Annotated in this window: 13 protein-coding genes; all 13 read left to right on the top strand. The window is 37.1% G+C overall.

The annotated features are described in order from the left end of the window. Positions 1-159: 159 nt before the first annotated feature. Positions 160-1,512 (top strand): branched-chain amino acid transport system II carrier protein, encoded by a 1,353-nt coding sequence (brnQ, locus tag IAE53_RS09655; protein ID WP_148423781.1) that lies wholly within the window; start codon positions 160-162, stop codon positions 1,510-1,512. Positions 1,513-1,651: 139 nt separating this feature from the next. After that, positions 1,652-2,281, top strand: coding sequence for a uracil phosphoribosyltransferase (gene upp / locus IAE53_RS09650; protein ID WP_010296403.1), 630 nt, complete (start codon positions 1,652-1,654; stop codon positions 2,279-2,281). Between the two features lie 123 nt (positions 2,282-2,404). Next, the gene (locus IAE53_RS09645) at positions 2,405-3,367 is read left to right on the top strand and encodes an LCP family protein (RefSeq protein ID WP_200136019.1); all 963 of its coding nucleotides are present in this window, start codon (positions 2,405-2,407) and stop codon (positions 3,365-3,367) included. Positions 3,368-3,451: 84 nt separating this feature from the next. After that, positions 3,452-4,240, top strand: a complete 789-nt coding sequence (gene map, locus IAE53_RS09640; protein ID WP_200136018.1) for a type I methionyl aminopeptidase — start codon at positions 3,452-3,454, stop codon at positions 4,238-4,240. 68 nt (positions 4,241-4,308) lie between these two features. Continuing rightward, complete coding sequence (locus IAE53_RS09635; protein WP_233610659.1) at positions 4,309-4,956, top strand: sugar transferase; 648 nt, start codon at positions 4,309-4,311, stop codon at positions 4,954-4,956. Positions 4,957-4,958: 2 nt separating this feature from the next. Further along, positions 4,959-6,092 (top strand): glycosyltransferase, encoded by a 1,134-nt coding sequence (locus tag IAE53_RS09630; RefSeq protein WP_200136016.1) that lies wholly within the window; start codon positions 4,959-4,961, stop codon positions 6,090-6,092. A 1-nt stretch (position 6,093) separates the two neighbouring features. After that, the gene (locus IAE53_RS09625; RefSeq protein ID WP_200136015.1) at positions 6,094-7,053 is read left to right on the top strand and encodes a stealth family protein; all 960 of its coding nucleotides are present in this window, start codon (positions 6,094-6,096) and stop codon (positions 7,051-7,053) included. Positions 7,054-7,109: 56 nt separating this feature from the next. Continuing rightward, positions 7,110-8,552 carry an ABC transporter ATP-binding protein gene (locus tag IAE53_RS09620; RefSeq protein WP_200136014.1) on the top strand — a complete coding sequence of 481 codons (1,443 nt, stop codon included), beginning with the start codon at positions 7,110-7,112 and terminating at the stop codon, positions 8,550-8,552. Beyond that, positions 8,549-9,361, top strand: coding sequence for an ABC transporter permease (locus IAE53_RS09615; protein ID WP_200136013.1), 813 nt, complete (start codon positions 8,549-8,551; stop codon positions 9,359-9,361). Before IAE53_RS09620 ends, IAE53_RS09615 begins: the two co-directional genes overlap by 4 nt. A 20-nt stretch (positions 9,362-9,381) precedes the next feature. Then, positions 9,382-12,342, top strand: coding sequence for a CDP-glycerol glycerophosphotransferase family protein (locus IAE53_RS09610; RefSeq protein WP_200136012.1), 2,961 nt, complete (start codon positions 9,382-9,384; stop codon positions 12,340-12,342). A gap of 179 nt (positions 12,343-12,521) precedes the next feature. Next, entirely contained in the window at positions 12,522-13,490 is a 969-nt protein-coding gene (locus IAE53_RS09605) for an XcbB/CpsF family capsular polysaccharide biosynthesis protein (RefSeq protein WP_200136011.1), read from the top strand. A gap of 143 nt (positions 13,491-13,633) precedes the next feature. Next, positions 13,634-15,091, top strand: a complete 1,458-nt coding sequence (locus IAE53_RS09600) for a CDP-glycerol glycerophosphotransferase family protein (RefSeq protein WP_368668224.1) — start codon at positions 13,634-13,636, stop codon at positions 15,089-15,091. Between the two features lie 417 nt (positions 15,092-15,508). After that, a partial coding sequence (locus IAE53_RS09595) for a KxYKxGKxW signal peptide domain-containing protein (protein WP_200554221.1) occupies positions 15,509-18,037 on the top strand: 2,529 nt, incomplete at its 3' end.

The following is an 18,037-nucleotide window of genomic DNA, read 5'->3' as shown; positions in this document are numbered from 1 at the left end:
GATAGGTAGCTGATTTGATATGTTGAAAGACTAGCTGCTAAAAAAGGTGGCTAGTCTTTTTTATTTTCATCATACAGGGAGAAGAGGGATTGATATGAATATTCAGATGATTTAGTGAGTTACATTAAGCAAAAGCGTATACTATTATGGAGAAAAGAAATGGACGAAACAAAATTAACGTGGCAAAAGTTGGTATTAGTGGCATCACTAATATTTGGAATGTTTTTTGGAGCAGGAAACTTAATTTTTCCTGTCCAGTTAGGTCAATTATCAGGTGGCAACTGGCTACCAGCAACGGTTGGCTTTTTGATTACTGGTACTATTGTGCCATTTTTAGCAATGATGGCAGTTAGTGTCACCAATAGTCAAAGTGTTTATGACATTGCCAAACCAGTCGCACCTTGGTTTGGAACAGTATTTTTAGTTGCTATTCACATGACAATCGGACCTTTTTTTGGAACACCGCGTACTGCAGCAACGGCGTTTTCAATGGGCGTCGCACCGTTTGTGCCGGTTAAATATCAAGGATTAGCAATGTTAGTTTTCTCGGCTGTATTCTTTGGGTTGGCATACTTCTTAACGGTTAAAGAATCAGGCTTATTGAAATGGGTGGGACGATATCTTAATCCGCTATTCTTGGGATTGTTGTTATTAGTTTTGGTATTATCATTAGTGATGCCAATGGGTAACACGCATCAAACAGTATCTGTGGCGTATCAAAGTAATGCGGCATTTCAAGGCATTTTAGATGGCTACAATACAATGGATGGGATAGCCTTGCTAGCATTAGCCGTTTCAGTTGTATACGCTGTCAAGGGCTTAGGGTTCCAAAAAAAGCAAGTATCGACTGTTTTAGCAAAGGCTGGTTTGTTAAGTATCGTCGCGGAAGCGTTGATTTATGCAGCGTTAGTTCTGGTTGGCACTAGTAGTTTGGGATTATTCAAACCATCAGCAAATGGTGGTGATGCCTTTGCTCAAATCGTTGGTCATTACATGGGTAACTTTGGGACGGCGTTGACTGGTGTTATCGTGACCTTAGCGGTTTTCACTACTGCTATGGGATTGTTCGTCTCCTTCTCACAAGACATGCATCGTGTGTTTCCAAAAGTGAGTTATCTTTGGTGGTTGCGTGTGATTGCGTTTGGATCGTTTGTCACAGCTAATGCAGGATTGACTAATATCGTTGCTTGGTCAGTGCCGGTTTTGATGCTATTGTATCCATTCGCTTTGGTGCTCATTTTATTGTCACTTTTCAGCAAATATTTTAAGCACTCACCGCTAGTGTATCGCGTTGTTGTGGCTGCTGTCACTGTACCTGCTGTCTTAGATGCACTTGCTAGTTCGCCTTTGGTGTCGTTAGGTAGTGTACAGCGTGTTGTGAATGGTTATCACCAGTTTGTACCATTTGCCGCCCTTGGATTTGGATGGGTTGTGCCAGCAACAGTTGGTGCGCTTGTTGGTTTGTGTGCCTATGTCGTTACTAGTCGCCAAGCGGCTACCGCACTTGATTAGTCACCAAATCATTCTGTGAATGATATTTTTATCCGGATACCGCAATTTTTTGGTATAATTTAAGATAGTAAATTGAATTGGAAGGAAATAATGAATACGGCGTTGTCAGTCGATTCGTTTGTGTTCATTCAAAACTATCATGGGAAAATTTGTTGAAATGGATCATCCGTTGATCCAACATAAGCTCACAATGATTCGTAACAAAAATGTCGGCACTAAGGATTTTCGGGCATTAGTCGACGAAATCGCGATGTTGATGACTTATGAAGCTAGCCGCGATTTGCAACTTGAAGATGTGGTTGTCGAGACACCAGTAGCGACAACTACTAAAAAACAATTAGCAGGTAAAAAACTAGCAGTCGTGCCAATTCTGCGTGCCGGATTGGGAATGGTTGATGGCATTGTACAATTAATTCCAGCAGCCAAAATTGGTCATATTGGTATGTATCGTGATGAAACAACCCTCGAGCCGGTGGAATATTTCATTAAATTACCTGAAGATATTGATCAACGTGACGTATTGTTGGTTGACCCTATGTTGGCAACTGGTGGATCAGCTAAGGATGCAATTTCCGCTTTAAAGAAGCGTGGTGCCAAGCATATTAAGTTAATTACATTGGTGTCAGCTCCAGAGGGTGTTAAAGCAGTTCAAGATGCACATCCAGATGTTGATATCTATACAGGATCATTAGATGAAGGACTAAATGAACATGGCTATATCGTTCCGGGTCTGGGGGATGCGGGTGACCGTTTATTTGGTACAATGTAGTATTTATACCTAATGAAAAGTTCACGTTTTTGTGGACTTTTTTGTTTGGATTGATTATTAAGGTTCATTTTGTGTTATACTATTTTACAATTATGTAACAAACAATAAAGGGGAGAATTGCTCATGCAAAGGCGTTCAAAAATGCGTCCAAAAAAGCGACACACAGTACGAAATATTATTTTAACGATTATTGGATTACTCGTAGTTGGAGGCGTTGCAACAGGTTCGTACGCTTATTATAAAGTTAATAGCACAATTACTAAAATGCAGAAGTCATCAAAGACGACAAAATCTGCGGACAAAATCACTACTAGTAAAAAGCCTGTTTCTTATTTGTTATTAGGGACGGATACTGGCGAATTGGGACGAGACTATAAAGGGCGTACAGATACAATGATTGTCATGACCATCAATCCCAAAACTAATGTTACGACAATGACATCAATTCCACGTGATACGTTAGTAACAGTCAGTGGCCAACAAATGAAAATCAATGCTGCCTACGCATATGGATCAGCTGATTCAGCGGTGTCAGCTGTTGAAAATCTGTTGAATATTGATATCAACGGTGGCTATATCTTGATTAATATGGGTGGTTTGGTGAAAATGGTTGACGCCGTTGGCGGGGTTGACGTCACATCACCACTGACATTTACCACCGCAGGTGACACAACACAAGCGGATTCAAAAAACCAATACTCATTTGTTTCTGGCAAGACTTATCACATGGATGGTAATGAAGCGTTAGCGTTTTCACGTATGCGACATGAAGATCCTAATGGTGATTATGGTCGTCAAATGAGACAGCAACTTGTTATCAAGGCTGTCTTGAAGAACTCAGCTAAAGTTGGCACACTGTTTAATGACGCATTACTGACGACGATTTCAAATAATGTTCAGACTGATGTTTCAACAACGTCTATGAAAAATTTGGCGCTTAGCTATCGTAATGCTTTTGGGACGATCAAGCAGGATCAACTCAAAGGAACGACTCAAACTATTAGTGGTTTAGGGTCAACTGAAGTGATGAGCCAAACAGAGATTGAGCGGGTTCATGAGTCTATCACGCAGCAAATGGCACAGTAGTAGTTGGCACGCAATTGCGTGCTTTTTATTTTGGGGCGAAATGCTATAATAAAATGGAGTACTAAAAATGGAAAGAAGTCAAAAATGATTCAGTTAAAATCACCACGAGAAATTGAAGCTATGCGTCAATCAGGCGCTATTATTGCTGGTATGCACCTCATGTTGCGCGATTTAATTAAGCCGGGTATTGATACTTGGGAAATTGAAACAAAATCGCGTGAATATATTGAAAGTCATGGTGGTGTGCCACTTCAAATCGGGTTTGAGGGATTCAAGTATGCCACAACAATTAGTATTAATAGCGAAGTTGCCCATGGACTACCTCGTAAAGGTTTGAAGCTTAAAAATGGTGACTTAGTCAAAGTTGATACAGTTGTTGGATTAGATGGCGCTGTGTCAGACTCTGCTTGGTCTTATGCAGTCGGCGAAGTCACACCAGAAATTAAAGACTTGATGGCTGTCACTAAAAAAGCAATGTATTTGGGCATCGACCAAGCCGTTGTTGGCAACCGCATTGGTGACATTGGCAATGCGATTCAACAATATACAGAAGTTGAACATCATTATGGCGATGTGCGTGAGTATATTGGTCATGGTGTTGGGCCAACAATGCATGAAGAACCTAATGTACCACATTATGGGACACCGGGTCACGGCGTTCGTTTACGTGAAGGCATGGTGATTACAATCGAGCCAATGATTAACATTGGTGGTTGGAAAGTCAACACAGATCATACCGAAGAAGATGGTTGGACTGTTACAACGGCTGATGGTTCATGGTCAGCACAATATGAACATACTTTGGCGATCACAAAAGATGGTCCAAAAATTTTGACCAGTCAAGATCCTGAATTTGATACAAAATACCTTTAAGATTATAAAAGTAATATATATATATATATTACTTTTATAATGTGAATTTTATGATAAAATAATAAGGAATGAGTATATCCTCTGGGGAGAGGGAAAATTTAGGATTTCAGGAGATTGAGAGAAGTTTGTATAAAGAACATGTAAAGCCAATTTTAGACATTTTTTTTGCCTGTTTTTTAGTGATCCTTTTTTTACCTACATTTATTCTTATTGCGTTTTTGTTGAAAATCACGACGCAAGACAGCGTAATCTATCAACAGCAACGTATTGGTAAAAATGGGCAGGAATTCAATATCTACAAATTTCGTTCGATGACAGGTGATGCACCAATATTAGTAGGTGCAGAGAGAGCAGCTATTCGCAAGAAAGTGACCAAAGTTGGACGCTTTTTACGTAATACGTCATTGGATGAATTGCCACAATTATTCAATGTGTTACAAGGTGACATGAGTTTAATTGGACCACGACCAGTGGTGGCAAATGAGCAAAAACTCTTGGATTTGCGACGTGAATCAGGAGTCGATAGCTTAATGCCTGGTATTACAGGCTTGGCACAGATAAAGGGTCGAAAAAAGTTAACAGATGAACAAAAAGCGGAGTTCGACGCAGAATATGCACGAGAAGTCTCGCTATTTTGCGATCTGTCAATTATTTTCAAAACAATACCTGTGATTATTGTGAGAGAAGGTGTTCAAAAATTATTCAAAAAGCACTAATTATGGCCTCAACGGCCTCTTTCATCGCACAATTTAATCATCGTAACATCAAAATATTGCAGAGTATGGGTTATGAAGTGCACGTCGCAGCTAACTTTACCCATTATGGGACCTTGTCTGCTAAGAGCAATGAACAGTTCATGGCTTGGTTGGCATCCAAAAAAGTTGTTGTACATAATATTCCAGTTGAACGTGGTTTGGGGAAATTCCGCCAAAATGTTGCAGTGTTGTTTTTCTTAACTCGTTTAATGAAAGAAAATCAATTTAAATTTGTTCATGTTCATACACCGATTGCTTCGGTATTAGGACGATTGGCAGCATTAAAAAATCACGTGCCAGTCGTTTATACAGCACACGGTTTTCATTTTTCTAGAACAAGTGCTTTGATCAATTGGTTGATTTTTCCTATTGAATGGTTATTCTCATTTTGCACGTCTGAGTTGTTACTGATTAATCAGGAAGATTTCTTATTAGCTAAACGTTGGTTACACGCTAAAAATACGCAATATGTTCCAGGGGTGGGAATTAATTTCAGACTACTGAATCAATACAATCTCGCTGATCATCTGTTGGCTAAGCAAGAATTGTTAGCCACTTATCACTTGCCGGAAACAAGTCGGATTTTAATTTCTGTTGGTGAACTATCAAAACGAAAAAATCATCGGATTGTGATTGAAGCGATAGCACTGCTTGATTTGCCAGATATTCACTTTGTGATTGCCGGTCGTGGTTCACAAAAAAAGAATTTAACCGATTTAGCCAAGCAATTAGGTGTTGAGAACCAAATTCATTTTTTAAATTATACAAAAAATATTCGACATTTACATTTAGCAGCTGATCTAGCTGTGCTACCGTCACTGAGAGAGGGCTTATCGCGTGCCGGTTTGGAAGCAATCAGAGATGGTGTCTATTTACTCGGAGCTGATATTAGAGGCATCAAAGATTACATTCTAAATGAGGAAATTGGTCGTGTATTTGATCCACTTGATGTTAAAGCATTATCAATATTGATTAAGAACAATATTCAGCGGCCAAGACAGAATCTGACTAATACGAGCGTGCAAAGGTTGATGATGTTTGATAGGGCAGCGGTTGATAAACAAATGAGAGAGATATACCAAAGCATAGGAGAATAATATGCCGATCGACTTTGTGTTGTTATGGGTAGACGGTCAGGACGAAACTTGGCTGAAAGAAAAAAATAAATACGCTATTCACGATGACACATTGAATGGGGATGAACGTTACCGAGATTATGGGACGTTAAAATATTGGTTCCGAATGGTCGCGACAAATGCACCATGGGTAAATCACATTTTTTTGGTGACTGACAATCAAATTCCAGAGTGGTTAAACCAGACACATCCGAAATTGACCATTGTCAGACATGCAGACTTCATGCCTGCAGATACACTGCCAACATTTAATTCCAACGCGATTCAAATGTACATACATAAAATTAAAGGTTTGTCAGAACATTTTGTGATATTTGATGATGATATGTTTATTAACAAACCAATTAAATCTACTGTTTTCTTCTCCCAAGCAGGGACACCTCGTGATATTTTGGGCTTCAATGTCATCAATCCAGTAGATCAATTTGCACACTTGTTTGTGAATAATTTAGCCTTGATCAATCAAAATTATCAAAAGAAAGACCTCATCAGGCGACATTTTTTCAAATTATTTAATTGGCGCTATGGTGTTCTTAACATCCTCAACTTGTATTTATTACCTTGGCCGTCGTTTACACGTTTTTTTGATCCTCATTTTCCTTATGCTTATTTAAAATCAGAATATGAGTCAGTGATGACAAAATATAGTCGCCAACAAGGTGCCACTGGGCATCATCGTTTTCGTGAAATCAGTGACATTAGCCACTGGTTGGTGAGATATGAACGATTAGTGACGGGTCATTTCAACCCTATCGGTCGTAAAATTGGGGAATTGGTCTATCTAGGTGATCCCATTCCCGAGCAAAAATTATTGATTACTATCGGCGATAAAAGACTGTCTGAATCGCAATTTGACGTAGAAACACGCAAAATAAGAAGTTATTTTGAAGATAATTATTCAAAATCGAATATTGAAAAATAGTTGTAACACGTTTATGGCATAATAAAACTACTATATCAATGTAAAGAAGTTGGGAAATGAGTGGAGAAAAAGTAAAAATAAGTGTCAGTAACATTACAAAGCGCTTTGAGCTGATGAAGACACGTTCAGAAAAAATCCTGAACTTGTTTAGTTTTTTGCGTTCAAAAAAGCGTGATTTCTGGGCACTAAAGGGCGTGACGTTTGATGTTTATGCTGGGGAAGCGATTGGTATTGTGGGTTTGAATGGCTCTGGTAAGTCAACACTGTTAAATATAGTCAGTGAAATTTATCCACCAACAACTGGTGACTTAACAATTAATGGTGACACGTCAATTATTAGTATTGGTGCTGGCTTAAAACCGGCATTGACGGGTCGAGACAACATTCGTTTGAAATTGTTAATGTCAGGTTTAACCAACAAGCAAATTAAACAGGTTATGCCTACAATTATTGGGTTTTCAGAACTTGGTGACTTTATCGATCAGCCAGTTAAAAGCTATTCTTCTGGAATGAAAGCTAAACTCGGCTTTTCTATCATGGCGCATACTGATCCTGACATTATGATTATTGATGAGGCACTTTCAGTCGGTGATTCAACATTTGCTAATAAAAGTTTTGATAAGATTCGAGAATTTAAAAAGCAAGGGAAAACAATCTTTTTTGTGAGCCATTCTGCTGGTCAAGTCAAACAAATTGCAGATCGTGTCATTTGGATGCACTTCGGAGAAATGAAAGAAATTGGTCCGGCAACTGATGTCATGTCTCACTATGAGCAATGGCAAAAAGAATTCAATAAAAAGCCTAAGGCTGAACGTGAAGAATATATTGTTAAACAAAAACACGGGCAAAGAACTTTTTCTGCTGTCGACATTGCAAGGCAGCAGTTGAATGTTGAAGTACCGGATGTAAGGCCACATTCTCGTGTCGCAATGAGACAACTTGAATCTGTCAAATCAGAGCAAAAAAAGCTGGTCAAAAAAGCGACCAAGAAAACGCAGAAACAAATTCAAAATGTGAAGTTTGGCTTTGTAAACTGGGGTGTTGTTGCGCTGTTAATTGCGCTGATTGGTTTTACTAGTACAAATGCGCTTGCTGATTCTGAAATGAAACGTGAGACGGCTGCTAAAGAATCTCTGTCTAAGAAAAGTAGTCTATTAAAAGCTAAACAAAAAAAGGCATCATCTCAGTCATCTAAAGCAAGTACGACTTCAAGCTCACAGGTATCTTCTTCTTCAGTAGCTCAAGATCAGCAAGCACCGGCAACAACAGTGGTAGACGCCAACGGTAATGGTATTCCTGATGATCAAGAAACGGTGGTGCCGGATACAGGTAGTGCCACGGACACTGAACAAGCACCTGCAACCACATATTCAGATCCTAATTATGTGCCACCAACCACCGATAATGCTGATACAGCCAATGTTCAGCAATCAGCCGTTGATCCAAACGCAGGTGGTGTGGCTTCTTCAACAACACCGACCACGGGGGGAACGCAATGATCAATGCAACAAAGATTGTTTGGGAACAACTTAAATATTTCCCGTTGATTATACGAATGGTGAGATACGGTGACCAAAGTACTTATCAGAATTTTTTCCTTGGACAGGCATGGAAGATTATTAACCCCATTTTGCAGGTTAGTGTTTACTTTGTGATTTTTGGAATGGGATTGAGAAATGTCAACCAAAGTGGCAACACTATGCAATACGCTGCTTGGCTGATGGTGGGCATGGCTGTCTGGCGATTTATGGATGAGGCAATTATGAATGGTTCGCAAGCTATCAAGAGACAGATAGGATTAGTGACAAAAATGAAATTTCCTCTGTCAGTTTTGCCAGCAATTGCCATCGCATCAGCCATATGGACTTTCATAGCACTGTTTATCTTGGGTTCTCTGTTTTTATTATTTTCTGGTAGTGGTCTTAATGCAAAGTGGCCATGGTTATTATATTATTTTTTTTGTTCTGTAATATTAAGCTATAGCTTTGCACTTTTTAATTCCACAATTATTATTTTAATTCCAGACTATATCAGTATTTTAAGATTATTTATGTCTCTTGGTATGTGGATAGCCGGAGTCATATTTAAAATTGATAATCTTAATAATGTGATTGGAGATATTCTAAGATTAAGTCCATTTTATTATATAGTATATGGTATACGCGATGTATGGGTTAGTCCTGATATTTTATTTGAAAGTCAGTTCAGAATTTGCTCTATTATTTTTTGGAGTTTAGTTTTAATTTTTTTAATTACTGGATCTTATTTACATTTAAAATTTAAGAAAAACTTTATGGAGTATATTTGATTGAAAGTAGAGGAATAATAATGAGTAGAAGACAAAGATATTTAGAAGTGAATAATAATAATCAAATGCATAAATTATCGAGGGTACAGAATAACTATTTGTTTTCTGTAATTATTGCAGCGTATAATGTCGGAGAATACTTGGACGATGCAATAGATTCTTTAATAAATCAAACAATAAGCTTTGAAAGATTTATTGAAGTAATTATTGTCAATGATGGATCAGTAGATAATACGCAAATCGTTGCTGAAAAATGGAAAAAGAGATTTCCTAATAACGTGAAAGTCATCAAGCAAGATAATCAAGGAGTTTCGGTTGCTAGAAATGCAGGGCTTAAGATTGCCAGTGGTCAGTACGTTAATTTTTTAGATGGGGATGACAAATTTGATCAAAGTGTATTTCTGTCTATTAGAATGTTTTTTTCTCAGCACAGTGATGTAAAAATTGCAAAAATACCGATAAGGATGTTTGAAGCCAAAGAAGGAGAGCACGGACTAAATAAAGTATTTACCAAAAATGAAGAAATTGTTCACATAGATAAATTGCCCAAGAAAATATTTGCTCATATTGCATCAACATTCATTTCTCGGGATATTTTATTGAATAATAATATTAATTTTGAGGTTGGTAGAAAGTATGGTGAAGATTTAGCATTAGCTGTTCGAATAGTTGAAGTTGAAAAAACGTTTGCTTTAATCAATAATATTTACTATAATTACCGCGCAAGAAATTCAGCAGATTCAGCAATGGACAGTTCACGAAGTGACCCATTAACGTATATTCCTAATGCAGATATGATGCTTGACTTAATTAACAAGTATAAAGATGATAATGGAAAAATTGACAGATGGCTTCAGATGTTAATAATGTATGATTTGGGCTGGAAAATTAAGAGAGAGAATTTACCATTTTTGGGAACTGAGGAATGGTACAAAAAATATCTTGATCGAGTGACATCTATATTACATTTTATAGATGACTCTATTATAGATGCGCAAGGTCATTTAAAGTGGATACAAAAAGAAGCAATTAAATGGATTAAATATAGTGGTAAATGGCCAGACTATACTGATAATATTGGTAATGCAATTGTTAAAAATAACGATGTGGAGTTATTCAATGGTAATAAAAGCTATTTACTATCTAAGCTGGTAGGTAAAATTTTTGTAGCTAAATATAGACCAGAAACGGATTGCTTAGATTTTCTTATTGTGATTGAACATTTGTGGGGGTCTGGTAAACTTAGTTTGTCAGCAAGCGATGGTGAAAAACAATTCCAAGGAAAAATTGTTGCAGAACCAGCAAGACAAAAAATGATTAGCATACCGATTCATGGGGCTGTTACCTATGAGTTTCATATCCCACTAACTGAGTTAGAAAATACTAACAATTTACAGTTTTTAGTACAATATGAAAATCTTTATTTTCAACGTAAATTGAAAACTGAATTTTCCGGTATGTTGGTTTCAATTGGAGAAGGAATAAAGAAAAATTATATTTGGGCAAAAAGCAAGCTTTTGAAGTTTGACTTTAATGATAATAAATTTTTGATACTAAACAATACTCTTGAGAATTTACAGTTTTTGGAAAATGATATTAAAAAAAGTATATTGGTTAGCAAAATTTCTGATAGTCGGAAAAAGCAATTAATAACTCTCAGAATGCTGGCTTTGAAAAGTAAAAGCTCTACAAATATCATTAATATTTTCCAAGATCGGGAAGATAAAGCAGATGATAACGCTGAAGTTCTATATCAAACAATTGCTGAAAATCATCCTGAATGGCAAAACTATTTTATTTTAGAACGTGAATCATCTGATTGGGAACGTCTGCAGCGTTTAAATTTTAATTTGATTGAGTACGGTTCTAGAGAACACGAGCGATTGTTGATACAGGCCACCAACTTGATTTCCTCTCAAGCTGATCTTACTATCATGAGACCTTGGCCACGTGATTTCGGTTATCTTAGGGATGCCTATCATTACAATTTTGTATTTTTACAACATGGTGTCACGAAGCATGACTTGAGTTTGTGGCTCAGAAAAATTGAAAAGGATATTCGTCTGCTAGTTACTGTTAGTCCTTTTGAACAAAATGGCTTTCTTGATTATGGCTATCAATACGATGAAAATGAAATTATTTTGACAGGGTTTCCGCGTTTTGATCGTTATACAAGTGTATCGCGAGATGCCACTACAAACAATGGCGTGATTTTGATTGCCCCTACTTGGCGTAATGGAATATGGAAAGAATCAGATTCGCACGCTACAAAAATTGAGAAAATTAAAAACACACATTTCTTCAATTCATGGCAAAATCTATTGAATTCTGATAAAGTAAAAAGTTTATTTGAGACTGGAAATGAAATTATTTGGTTGCCACATCCTCATTTTAGGGAAGTGGATGATGCTTTCAAAATTCCAAACTATGTTAATGAAGCTCCGGTTGATATTAGGTATGTTGATCTTTTGAACAAAGCAAGTGTTTTATTGACAGATTATTCATCGATTTATTTTGATATTGCATATCAAAATAAGCCGACTATATATTATCAAATGGATGATGGGAATGTTAATAATAAACCGGGATACTTTGATTTTGAAACAATGGGGTTTGGTAGAGTATTTGATAATTTAAAGGAAGTTGAAAATGAATTACAACTAGTAGTGGATAATGGTTTCGTGTTAGAAGATAAGTATTATTCACGTGTTAAAGAGTTTTTTGCATTTGAAGATCAAAATAATTCTAAACGTGTACAGAAACATATTGAAAATTTGCTTCAGTATGAACATTCACCACTCGCCAAGGAGGAAATTGATTTTATTTTTTCAACAAAAAACTCTACTAGTTCTTTAGCAATAACTAAAAGCAAAGAATGGATCAATTCAATTTCATTGAAAAAAATGGTTAAAAAGGTTTTGAAAAAAGATAGTCAAATGTATTTTTTTGCAAAGTCAATTTATAAAAAAACACGTTCATAACATCTCTAGAAAATTAAAAAGTTAAAAAAACAGAATAAGATAAACCAAAATATTGAATTTTTAGATTTGTTAACTGATGCTAGTTTAACATCAAAGATATTAATAAACATTTTAATTACGTGTTAGATTATAACGATACAATTCTGACGTATACCGCAAAAGTTAAAAAGAGGATAAAGATGAGTGAAGATGTGTTATTTGTTGATTACTTAGATAACTATAATCCTGATTTGAATGTTAATAAACTAAGAATAAATATGCATTCAGAAAAGAGTATGTTGCAGATAGCTGTTGACAATGCGATTGTTAATAAAGAATTTAAGCGATTAATGGCTAATGATTATATACTGGGTGAACACATGAATGGAATTTCCTACTTTCAAAAGCGTAAGACCTTTCCATTTTTGAACCCAGAGGTACAAGAATTCAAAGATTTAAAGTTTATCATACAGGAAAAAGTCGCTCAAAGGGCGCAAAAGCAAGACAAAATGGTTGTTATTTTTACTCCATTCTCAGGAAGCTTTGCTCCACAAGTTTCCAAAAGAATGCCATATGATGTTTGGCCAGATATACAGAAAAGTTTGGTTAAAGACACATATATATTAAGAATAATGGATTATAATCTTTCACACGGATCTAGTTACATAAATACTGTTAATTTTCCAGAATATGAGAGTCAAGTGCAAGAACTAATTTCTACAATTATGGCTGAAAAGGATATCAAAAAAAATAATGTAGTCTTTTGGGGGAGTAGTAAGGGCGGCGCAGGTGCCTTGTATCATGGAATTATGGGAGACTATAAGGTTGTAGCGGTAGACCCCGTTTTGGACGAAAAATGGTATTTAGAAAGTAAAAACGATATTCACTTCTTGGATGGCCTAAGAGAAACTGATTTAGTTCCTAAAATAAATAAAATGATTGATAGTTCAGAATTTAAATTTAAAAAATTTGTGATTACTAACAGTCACTTTTCTTTTAACAACAAAACTTTAAACCGCCTTTCGAAAAGTAATTTTATTTTTCCTGTTGATATCGATATGCCTAACGCTTATGATCATCTGCATGTCGTCGGATATAATAGCAAGATACATTCTTTGACGTTGTTGAATGCTAGTCTGGACAACGCGATTTCCAATGCGCTTAAATAAACTATAGTTTTGTTTAATTATACAGTGCCACAAAATACTCTGAATGCTGTTATTGTTGTTTTCTATGACTCCTTCGGAGCGAAGAAAGGAAACGAATCGTGGGCTCAAAAATAAACAACAGTTATAGAAATGAAAAAATTTTTGTGCATTTTAAATTATCACGTAAGCTAATACGTAAAATAGCAATTGAAGAGAATTGGGAACCAGTCTATACAGATGCATTTTTGATTAATACTTCTGGTGTGAAGATGCCTATTAAAGTTAGTCTTTTGAACTTTATACGACTGTTCTTTTTTTCTTCCTTTTTTAAAATTAAACTTCCGAATAATATGGTTTTTTATCCATTTGTCACGCATAATGGCAATCTTTCGTTTAGTTATCGCTCCGATAATGGATTTCATTTTCAAGAATTTTTTTATCAAAGTATATCGTTTGTGGTTGCAACATTGATCAACCTAATCCAACCATTCCACAGACCACAGCTAGCCTTTGAAAAGCTCAGTGAACGCGCACAAGAATCAGGATTTGCTTATTTCAAGTATGCGCAAGCGCATTATCCAAAAGAAAAACTCTATTTTATCATTAAACGCGATTCTCCAGATTATTCAAAACTCAAAACGATGCAACGTATTGTGATACATGGTAGTTTTCAACATTTTTACTTACTGCATCGTGCGTCATTATTTGTGAGTTCTGAGACACCGGGGCATGCTTATTTTTGGCGTGAAAATATGGGATTAACTGCCAATGTTGTTAGGACGAAGCCTTATGTATTTTTGCAGCATGGTGTGTTGGGCTTCAAAAAGCTAGATAATATCTTTTATGGTGACAGATTAACTGCGCCATCACTATTGATTACGTCGTCATTATTTGAGCAAAATATTGTCACGTCACAACTAGATTATGACGCCAAACGCGCACCGATTACAGGGCTGGCGCGTTGGGATATGATTGATTTAGCTCAAGAAAGACTGAATAAGCGCGACAAAATACTTGTATTTTACACCTGGCGTCCATGGCTAGATGACATCAGTGACAAAGCATTTCGTGCGTCGCAATATTTTCAACATATCAAAGCAACACTAACGATTTTGAGTGATTATGATGATAAGCAAGTTATTTTGATGATGCATCCCAAGTTACATGCAACGTTGGATCAGTCATTGTTGTCAAAAGTTAAGTTGTGGACCGACAACGACGGACCAATGAATGAACTATTGTCGTCGGTTGCGACAGTCATTACTGATTATTCATCCATTTCATGGGAAGCCTATTATCGTGAAATACCGGTGGTTTTTGATATGTTTGACCAGACACGGTATGCGGACGAAGTTGGCAGTTATATTGATTTGGATGAATTGCCATTTGGTGTCAAAGTCACTCAAGACAGGGACTTACAAGTTGCACTTAGTGAGATAGCCGAGAGGCATTACCAATTAACGAGTCAAGAATTAGCTGACAAAACAAAATATTTTGCCTTTCAAGATCAGGGCGCTAGTGAACGCATTCATCATCAAATTCAGTCATTGGATTTGTCAGCAATCAAGCGTACCAAACGCAGGGCGCTATTATCAGCTGTTGGTCGTATGTTGCATGGGTAATTATCACAATAGCAATCCCAAAGTAAGCGCTAAGTATTTACAATCAGGTATGATTTTGTAATACAGTAATTTTGTTTTTTTATAATGTAAGAAATTGAAAGATTGCAAGTTAGACACTTGCAATCTTTTTATTTAATACGGTGTGTTCCCTATCCATTATTGACTGAAAAATTAACAAGAAAACAGCTATTCAAACAGCATTTTAGAATGGCTGTTTTTGTGTTCACCAGAGTATGGAGGTGAACATATTCCGAGATATCGGAATTTAATAATAATTATAATTATCGATGATACTATAAAGATTGTAATGAAAAATTGGGATTATTATATTGTTTATATAATGAGTGTCAAAAGACTTGATAACCAAAAACTTATAAAAATTCTATAATCGAGCAACGAAAGGGAGTCTCAATCAATATGGAAAAGCAAATAAATGAACATTATAAAATGTATAAATCAGGTAAAAAGTGGGTTTATGCTTCAGTATTTGCTACTGTTATACTAACTAGCGTGGCAACAGCAAGTGTTAGTGCCGATTCAACTGACAATACATCTGGATTGAATAACACTAGCGCTACACTACGTGAAACTGGTGATGGCATAAGTCATGTGACGGCGTCCAATTTTTTGGATTACTTTTCACTAAACGGATCAGCAACGTATGATGCTTCTCAAGGCGTTGTCACGTTGACAACTGATAATAATAATTTAGTTGGAAACTTTTCCTTGAAAAGCAAAATCGACATGAACAGCAGTTTCACATTAACGGGACAAGTAAATCTCGGTAATAAAGTATCCTCTAAAGGTGGTGCTGATGGTATCGGTTTCGCTTTTCATGATGGTAACACGACAGACATTGGTAACGCCGGTGGTAATCTTGGCATTGGTGGATTGATTAATGCAGTTGGATTCAAATTGGATACTTATCACAATGATGATCGTACACCTCAATCAGCTCTCCCCGGAGCGCAAGTTTCACCAAATAACTCGAATGGTTATGGTTGGTCAGCTGATCCAAGTGGTAGTCAGTACCCTCAATTTGGTGGCTTTGTAACAACTTCTGATCAGGAAATTCAAGCTACTGATGGGAATTCTTATCAACGTTGGTGGGCCAAAACAGATACAAGTTCTGTTCAAAAATTAAAAGACAATGATTTAGACAATAATTTCCATGACTTTGTAGCTAGTTATGATGGCGCCACTAGAGTATTAACAATTAGTTATACTGAAACTGATGGCAATACCTTGACTTGGACTAAGACAATTGATAGTTCTAGTCAGGCGATGGCATTGATTGTCAGTGCCTCAACTGGTGGTTCTAAAAACTTACAACAATTCAAAATCAATAGCTTTGATTTTAAGCAAGCAGCAACCGTCAATGTAAAGTATGTTGATACGAAGGGCAATCAAGTGGCGCAAGGAACAGTTGCTTATTCTAACGGTGGCGCAAATGTCAATAGCACATATAGTACAGAGCAACTGGATGTCGCCGGTTATAAGTTCCTGAAAATGGGTGACAACGACACAACTGGGGTAAGTATTGTTCCATCAGGTACATTAACAAAACCTGGCGATAACGGTACAGTTGTTTACGTTTATGCGCCTGATTATACTCAAACGACTAAAACTATTAACGAAACTATCAATTATGTTGATAACAAGGGAAATGTGATTGCTGACAAGGCAACAGCAACCCCAATTACATTCTTGACAGTTACGAATCCAGTTGACAACACAAAAACAATTTATTATTCGACTACCGCAACTACAGCTACGCTGGATCCTATAACTGGTGTGCCAACCGGTTCGGATTGGACGCAAGGGGATAGCGCTAACTTTAGCAGTGTTGATAATCCAAACATTGCTAACTATACTGTGATCTCCAACGATGCACCAAACTCTGATTTAACACAAGTTAGTCAACAAACTGTGTCAAGCGATAGTAGTGACTTAAACTTCACAGTTGTTTATGCTCCTGAATACAAACAATCTACCAAGACTGTCAACGAAACAATCAATTATGTTGATGAACAAAATCAAGTTGTGGCAACACAAGCAACAGCTACTCCTATTACATTCCTGACAGTTACAAATCCAATAGATGATTCGAAAACAGTTTATTATTCAACAACAGCAACAACAGCGACATTAGATCCTAATACTGGGGTGCCAACAGGAAGTGATTGGATTGAGGGTGATAGTGGAACTTTTGCAAGTGTTGATAATCCAACTGTCGATGGCTATCATGTGATTTCGAATAATGCACCGGATTCCAATTTGGTCAAAGTAAGTGAACAAGTTGTGAATAATGGCAGTAATGACTTAATCTATACTGTTGTGTATAGCAAAGATACACCAAGTTCGGATACGCCAAGTTCAGATGTTCCAAGCTCAGACACACCAAGTTCCGACGTACCAAGCTCAGATACACCAAGTTCCGACGTACCAAGCTCGGATACGCCTAGCTCGGATGTTCCAAGCTCGGACGTGCCAAGTTCGGATACGCCTAGCTCGGATGTTCCAAGCTCAGACGTACCAAGTTCGGATACGCCAAGCTCGGATGTACCAAGTTCAGACACACCAAGTTCCGATACGCCTAGCTCGGATACACCAAGTTCAGATGTTCCAAGCTCGGATGTACCAAGTTCAGATACACCAAGTTCCGACGTGCCAAGCTCGGATACGCCAAGTTCGGATGTACCAAGTTCAGACACACCAAGCTCAGATACGCCTAGCTCGGATGTACCAAGTTCAGACACGCCTAGCTCGGATACGCCAAGTTCAGATGTTCCAAGTTCAGATACACCAAGCTCAGACGTTCCAAGCTCAGACACACCAAGCTCGGATGTGCCAAGTTCAGATGTACCAAGTTCGGATACGCCAAGCTCGGATGTTCCAAGTTCAGACGTACCAAGTTCGGATACGCCAAGCTCGGATGTTCCAAGT

The sequence above is a fragment of the Leuconostoc sp. S50 genome (assembly GCF_016624925.1).
Classification (GTDB): domain Bacteria; phylum Bacillota; class Bacilli; order Lactobacillales; family Lactobacillaceae; genus Leuconostoc; species Leuconostoc pseudomesenteroides.
The sequence above is the reverse complement of the archived record's forward strand: the minus strand, read 5'-3'. Positions and strand labels throughout refer to the sequence as shown.

What these genes read in the sequence shown, in the direction of transcription:
- brnQ (WP_148423781.1), top strand. Translation starts at nt 160, where the DNA reads ATGGACGAAACAAAATTAACGTGGCAAAAGTTGGTATTAGTGGCATCA.
- upp (WP_010296403.1), top strand. Translation starts at nt 1,652, where the DNA reads ATGGGAAAATTTGTTGAAATGGATCATCCGTTGATCCAACATAAGCTC.
- IAE53_RS09645 (WP_200136019.1), top strand. Translation starts at nt 2,405, where the DNA reads ATGCAAAGGCGTTCAAAAATGCGTCCAAAAAAGCGACACACAGTACGA.
- map (WP_200136018.1), top strand. Translation starts at nt 3,452, where the DNA reads ATGATTCAGTTAAAATCACCACGAGAAATTGAAGCTATGCGTCAATCA.
- IAE53_RS09635 (WP_233610659.1), top strand. Translation starts at nt 4,309, where the DNA reads ATGAGTATATCCTCTGGGGAGAGGGAAAATTTAGGATTTCAGGAGATT.
- IAE53_RS09630 (WP_200136016.1), top strand. Translation starts at nt 4,959, where the DNA reads ATGGCCTCAACGGCCTCTTTCATCGCACAATTTAATCATCGTAACATC.
- IAE53_RS09625 (WP_200136015.1), top strand. Translation starts at nt 6,094, where the DNA reads ATGCCGATCGACTTTGTGTTGTTATGGGTAGACGGTCAGGACGAAACT.
- IAE53_RS09620 (WP_200136014.1), top strand. Translation starts at nt 7,110, where the DNA reads ATGAGTGGAGAAAAAGTAAAAATAAGTGTCAGTAACATTACAAAGCGC.
- IAE53_RS09615 (WP_200136013.1), top strand. Translation starts at nt 8,549, where the DNA reads ATGATCAATGCAACAAAGATTGTTTGGGAACAACTTAAATATTTCCCG.
- IAE53_RS09610 (WP_200136012.1), top strand. Translation starts at nt 9,382, where the DNA reads ATGAGTAGAAGACAAAGATATTTAGAAGTGAATAATAATAATCAAATG.
- IAE53_RS09605 (WP_200136011.1), top strand. Translation starts at nt 12,522, where the DNA reads ATGAGTGAAGATGTGTTATTTGTTGATTACTTAGATAACTATAATCCT.